The organism is uncultured Veillonella sp., from assembly GCF_938010505.1.
GTDB lineage: Bacteria > Bacillota > Negativicutes > Veillonellales > Veillonellaceae > Veillonella.
The window spans coordinates 1-5943 of the sequence record NZ_CALLVP010000077.1 but is presented as its reverse complement, the minus strand read 5'-3'; the positions used below and the strand labels follow the sequence as shown (position 1 = coordinate 5943).

The 5943-nt window shown below is 38.6% G+C and carries 5 protein-coding genes; 3 read left to right on the top strand and 2 right to left on the bottom strand.

What is annotated here, in order from left to right; all coding sequences use genetic code 11:
- Positions 1-818 (top strand): LysR family transcriptional regulator (locus Q0507_RS04315; RefSeq protein WP_298712932.1); only part of this gene is annotated, 818 nt, incomplete at its 5' end.
- A 124-nt stretch (positions 819-942) separates the two neighbouring features.
- Here the strand turns inward: Q0507_RS04315 and Q0507_RS04310 are convergent.
- A complete protein-coding gene (locus Q0507_RS04310) occupies positions 943-1557 on the bottom strand; it encodes a LysE/ArgO family amino acid transporter (RefSeq protein WP_298712929.1) in 615 nt (204 codons plus the stop codon).
- A 135-nt stretch (positions 1558-1692) separates the two neighbouring features.
- Positions 1693-2733: a YeiH family protein gene (locus Q0507_RS04305; RefSeq protein ID WP_298712926.1), complete on the bottom strand. Its 1041-nt coding sequence runs from the start codon at positions 2731-2733 to the stop codon at positions 1693-1695.
- A gap of 647 nt (positions 2734-3380) precedes the next feature.
- On the opposite strand from Q0507_RS04305, the gene bioD reads away from it, so the two are divergent.
- Together bioD and bioA are read left to right on the top strand one after the other, a co-directional pair.
- On the top strand, positions 3381-4133 hold the full coding sequence (bioD, locus tag Q0507_RS04300) for a dethiobiotin synthase (protein WP_298712923.1): 753 nt from the start codon (positions 3381-3383) through the stop codon (positions 4131-4133).
- A gap of 224 nt (positions 4134-4357) precedes the next feature.
- Positions 4358-5746, top strand: a complete 1389-nt coding sequence (bioA, locus tag Q0507_RS04295) for an adenosylmethionine--8-amino-7-oxononanoate transaminase (RefSeq protein WP_298712920.1) — start codon at positions 4358-4360, stop codon at positions 5744-5746.
- Positions 5747-5943 lie beyond the last annotated feature (197 nt).

Genomic DNA, 5943 nt, shown 5'->3' with positions numbered 1-5943 from the left:
AGCAATATGTATCTCAATCTGCTATTTCTCAGCAAATCAAAGCTCTTGAAAATAGTCTTGGTGTTGAATTATTGGTTCGTGAGAAACGAAGCTTTCACTTAACACCAGCAGGACAATATCTATATCGATCTGGGAAGAAAGTATTAGAACGCTTTCACGATATTAAAGTAGAGACAATACGTATTGGCACTGATGCTCGTGTGAGTCTAAGAATTGGCTATTTAAATCGCTATAGTGGGCTTGCTCTGCAACAAACCGTAATTCGTATGGCTAAACGTTATAAAAATCTGGATATTCGTATGTACAGTGGTAGTCATGAAGAACTATATGGTATGCTTCAAGACCGTCGTGTAGATGTAATTTTTAATGATCAATGGCAAATATTATCTGATTATTTTGAAAGTCATTTTATCGATACGGGTACTACGATTATCGAGGTTCCTCAAGGTTATACCGATGAAGATAGTGTAGACATTAAAGCGATTGATGATTTACTACTCATTCTAGTGTGTCGTGGTAAATATACCTTGGCTGAGGAAGAGCATTATCGTAAAGCAATTGGGTATAATGGTGCCTTTGCCTATGCTCGTACGCTAGAAGAAGCTAGATACTTAGTCGCTGGGCAGCAAGGATTGTTGCTTATAGATTATTTTAAATACTTAACAGAGCCTATGCCTGGTATCGAACGTAAGGTCTTGACGAATCATGGTAAATCTATGGAGCACGATTATTACTTTATATCTCAACATAATCAAAGCAATATATATGTTGCAGCCTTCAGAGATATGTTTCAACAGGTTCTTGAGGAATTATTATAATAATAAAAAGCCGTTAGCAAATTTGCTAACGGCTTTTACATTTGGTGTATGTCGTCCATTTATATATTTCCTTATATGATATTGGAGGAGTCTTAAATTTTTACTGGTGTAAATGATTATATCCTTATAAAAAGTCCCTTAACATCATAGTACCATCAATAAATAGTTTAATACCATAAATGACGAGAACCGAACCACAGAAACGGTTAATCCATGCCATATGGGTGATTTTTATTTTCTTAGCTAGTAGATGTATCGTAGTAGCTAGAGAACCAAACCAAATAGGTGTCATTGCTAAGAAACCTGCAAAAAAGTAGTAGATACCCTCTTTTGGAATATTGGCTTGAAAGGCACCTAACATCATGGTTGCATCGAGAATGGCTTGAGGATTGCCCCATGATACGGCAATGGCAGACATGATGATTTTACGGATTGGAATATGAGTATTTACATTGCGTATGTCTGGCTCGGTTTTAAATATATTAACGCCCATGTATACGATGAGGAGTCCCCCAAAGAGGAGAACTATAAGCTTGGTAAGAGGCCACATTTCAAGAATGGTACCTATGCCGTAGAAGGCGGCAGCACTTAAACTCATGTCAAAGAACGCTAGGATGATTAGTGTCAATATAATACGACGAACGGGTTGCACTAAAGCCGTATTAATAATAAATAGATTTTGCATGCCAACAGGGGCAAACGTAGCGAGACCGACAAGAAGTCCTTGTAAGAAGTACATATTAACCCTCCTGACTATAGTATGATAAAGTACTAATAAGGTGAATAGTAGCACGAAACCCCTCCATTACTGGAGGGGTTATTCCTATTCTTTTCATTTATAATTATAGCACAATATACAATATATGTATATTTTTTACCATAAACCTATCATATGTTGTGCCAAGAGGCTTACGGCGGAGATTGCGATCCAGCAACAAGCACCTAATGCAAGGGCTGAGCCACCAGATTTTAATAATTTCACAATATTAGTATTTAGACCAATCGCCACCATGGCCATAGTAATAAAGTACTTGGAAATGGTTTTGAAGATACTTAAGAATTGAATATCTACATTAGCATAGGATAATGCTGTTGTGATAAGGGAACAAAGTACAAAGTATAAAACGAACTTAGGGAAGATTTTAGCAACGCTAACACTAGTTCCATCTGTTTGAGCTGCATTTTGCTTTGCTTTGTATATTAGATAACTAGCAAGACCTAAGCAAATAGGAATGATCGCAAGGGTACGTGTTAACTTAACGATTGTTGCATACTCTAGTACTTGTGTACCAGTGCCTTTCATACTATCCCATACAGCCGCAGTTGCTGTTACAGAAGACGTATCGTTAACTGCAGTACCGGCGAACAAACCAAAGCCCATGTTGGAGAGGCCGATAGCATCGCCAAATTGAGGGAATACGAAGGCCGCTACTACGTTGAAGAAGAATACTACGGAAATAGCTTGGGCGATGTCTTGATCTTCTGCCTTGATAACTGGAGCGGCCGCAGCAATAGCGGAACCACCACAAATGGATGAACCAACGCCGATAAGGACTGCAGTGTTAGAGTCGATATGAGTTAGACGAAAAATAACATAGGACACGATTAACGATGTAGCGATGGTAGAAATGATGACAGGTAAAGAAATCCAACCTACATGTAAAATCTGTGTAATATTAAGACCAAAACCCAACAAAATAACGGCCCATTGTAAAATCTTTTTGGATGTAAACCCAATGCCAGCACCTGTTTTCTCCCGTTTCCAAGATGTGAAGATAGAACCGATAATTATACCTAAAATAATAGCAAAGATTGGACTACCTACTAGATGAAAATGCTGTCCTAGTAGCCAACAAGGAATAGCGAGAACGGCACAGAGCAAAATGCCTGGCAACGTTTTTTGATTGATACCCATTATAAAACCTCCTTACTGTACATACAGTTCACGTCATATGCGGTATCATGTGGCGTTTCTTTTCTATAGTTTTAATAGTACCATATAGTAGGTTTTTTAATCTACTATTTATGTAAGAAATATACAGTATATTCAATGTACTTCTAAAAGGCATAATGGACTAAAAGAAATGAATATAAATTATAAGTTTGGTATTTATATTAGAAATATAGATTTTTAATGAAGTACTAAATTTATAATAATTATTTATAAGTTGTGATTTTACCTTGTTTTGTGATGAATAAGGTGTATACAATGAATAGATTTTACTTTTTTTCTTTCTCCATATAGCCAACCTATTATTCTCGCATGTAAGCTTGATGTTAGGACTATATGGGACTATTACATAAGTATAGTTATAAAAATCACAGAACCTAGTGAGGAGCGACTTAGCTTGCTTTGGAGCGATGAGCTAGATTCTGTGATTTTTAACCTGGCTCCCACTAATGTGTTAGGGCCCCATATAGTCCTATTACGGTAAACCTTAAGCGCAATAATAGGTTGACTATATATTCCTTTTCGCTGTATATTGTAATTAGATTGTAAACTTAATCACATAAATTAGTTAACCTATTCGGCAGTAAGTATTCGCTTGAGAGGAGCCTTGTATGAAGCAGTTAGGTATTTCTATAATTGGTACAGATACAGATGTAGGCAAGACGTTTGTGACTGGGCTATTAGGGGCTATGGCCGTAGATGATGGTTTTTCTGTTGGTATGGTGAAACCGGTGTCTTCTAGTGCGGTGCCTTTCCCTGAGTGTGTAACGATGGATGAGGACAACTATAATATCAATCTTGAAAGTAAAGATGCGACGCATTTGATGCGTTCGGCAGGTATTCCTGAATCCCGTCGTCATGAAGTGAATCCTTATGCTATTGCTGGTGATTTCTCTCCTCGCCTTGCAGCGGAATTGGCTGGTATCGAGATTGATTATGATGGTCTTGTAGAACATACTTTAGATGTAGTAAATCGCTATGATATAACCTTTGTAGAAGGTGCTGGCGGTATCACCACCCCTCTCTATGGAGATAAAACTTTCACGGATTTTATGAAAGATATCAAATTACCCGCTATTGTTGTAGCAGATGGTCGTCTCGGATCTATTAATCGTGCTGTTTTGACTTGCGAATATGCTAAATTGCATGGTATCGAGGTGAAAGCTATTATCGTAAATGATACGACAGCTGTAGATTTGTTCTTGTTAAAAACAAATGTGGCAGATATGGAGCGTTACACAGGTATTCCTGTAGTAGCAGTTGTGCCGCCATATGAAGGACCGGATATTCATAAGGTTCAACTTGGTTGGGCTCGCTCCTTTATTGATTCCAAGGAATTATGGAATACAGTTTTAGGCATTTGATAAAGCTAAGCATTGTTTAGATAACGTCATAGATAGGGATATAGCACCATTTATGATTAGATATGGTTATAGTTAGTGATAGACAGTCATAAATAGTAATAGAGCGATATGCACAATGATATAAGATAGGTGAATGTAAAATAGAATAATAGAATAATAGAATAATAGAATTAATTTAATAGAGAGTTATAGTTTGTAAAACTTAGTAAGTATGAGGTGACGAAATGGCAGAGAAACAGCTTTCACAAGCAGCACAATGGGACCACGAGTTTGTATGGCATCCATTTACACAAATGCAAGATTGGCTAGCGCAAGAGCCAGTAGTAATCGAGCGCGGTGAGGGGGTATACCTCATCGATGAGCAGGGTAAAAAGTATTATGATGGCGTATCCTCCTTGTGGGTTAATATTCACGGTCATAACCATCCTGTATTGAATCAAGCGTTGAAAAATCAAATCGATAAAATCGCGCATAGCACATTATTAGGTCTTGTAAGTCCACCGTCCGCACAATTGTGCAAAGAGTTAGTAGAGCTTGCTCCTGAAGGCTTAGATAAAGTATTCTTATCTGATGATGGCAGCACGGCTATCGAAGTGGCGATTAAAATGGCGTACCAATACCGTCAGCAAGTGGGGCAAACTAAGAAAACCAAGTTTATCGCTCTCAATGCTGGCTATCATGGGGATACATTAGGTACTGTATCCGTAGGTGGTATTCAGTTGTTCCACCAAGTATTCCATAATCTATTATTTAAACCATTAACGTTGCCAAGTCCAGGGGTGTACGCCGATTTAGCAGATCGGGATAAAGCCTTTGAAGAGTCTTTGGCTGAATTGGAACGCATCCTTAACGAAGAAGGCGATGAAATTACGGCTCTCGTTATGGAACCACTCGTACAAGCAGCGGCAGGCATGCTCGTAATGCCTCATGGTTATTTGAAACGAGTTCGTGAGTTAACAGAAGAGCACGACGTATTCCTTATCGTTGATGAAGTGGCTACAGGCTTTGGTCGTACTGGTAAATTCTTTGCTTGCGAACATGAAGGTGTATCTCCGGACTTCATGACCTTGTCTAAAGGGATTACTGGCGGTTACATGCCGTTGGCGGCGACTTTAACTACAAAACGCGTATTCGACGCATTCCTTGGCACCTTTGAAGAAAAGAAAACCTTCTATCATGGTCACTCCTACACGGGTAATGCCTTGGCCTGTGCCGTTGCTTTGGCTTCCTTGAAAGTATTCCGCAATGAGAAGGTCATTGATCAATTGCCTGCGAAAGTGGAAGCTTTCACAAAGGCTCTAGAACCTATTAAGTCCTTGAAACATGTTAAAGAGGTTCGTCAACGGGGTCTCATCGTAGGTATTGAACTTGAAAAAGACGTGGCTACTCATGAAGCGTATCGTCCGAATGATGCGGTAGGCGCTAAGGTGGCAATCCTTGCCCGCAATCAAGGGCTTATCTGTCGTCCTATCGGTGACGTGGTTATTCTCATGCCTCCATTGGCGTCCACTGTGGAGCAATTAGAGGATATGGTTCGCATTGTTGGTGAAAGTATTCAACGAGCTACAGAAGAAGAAGGCCTCCTTGAAGATATGCGTCCAATTATTTTATAGATTATGAGGTATATCTTAAGGTAGAAATATAAAGTATAGAGGGCTGTATTTCTTTAATAAGTTTATTGTATTAAAATAGCTACACTTATTGTCCATTTACTAGTTACTACTATTAAAGGTCCTTGAGGGTAGCTTCTTTATGTCTTGAATTGCAATAAGTAATGCGACAAAATTAAATCAATTTTCTAATCTCATGT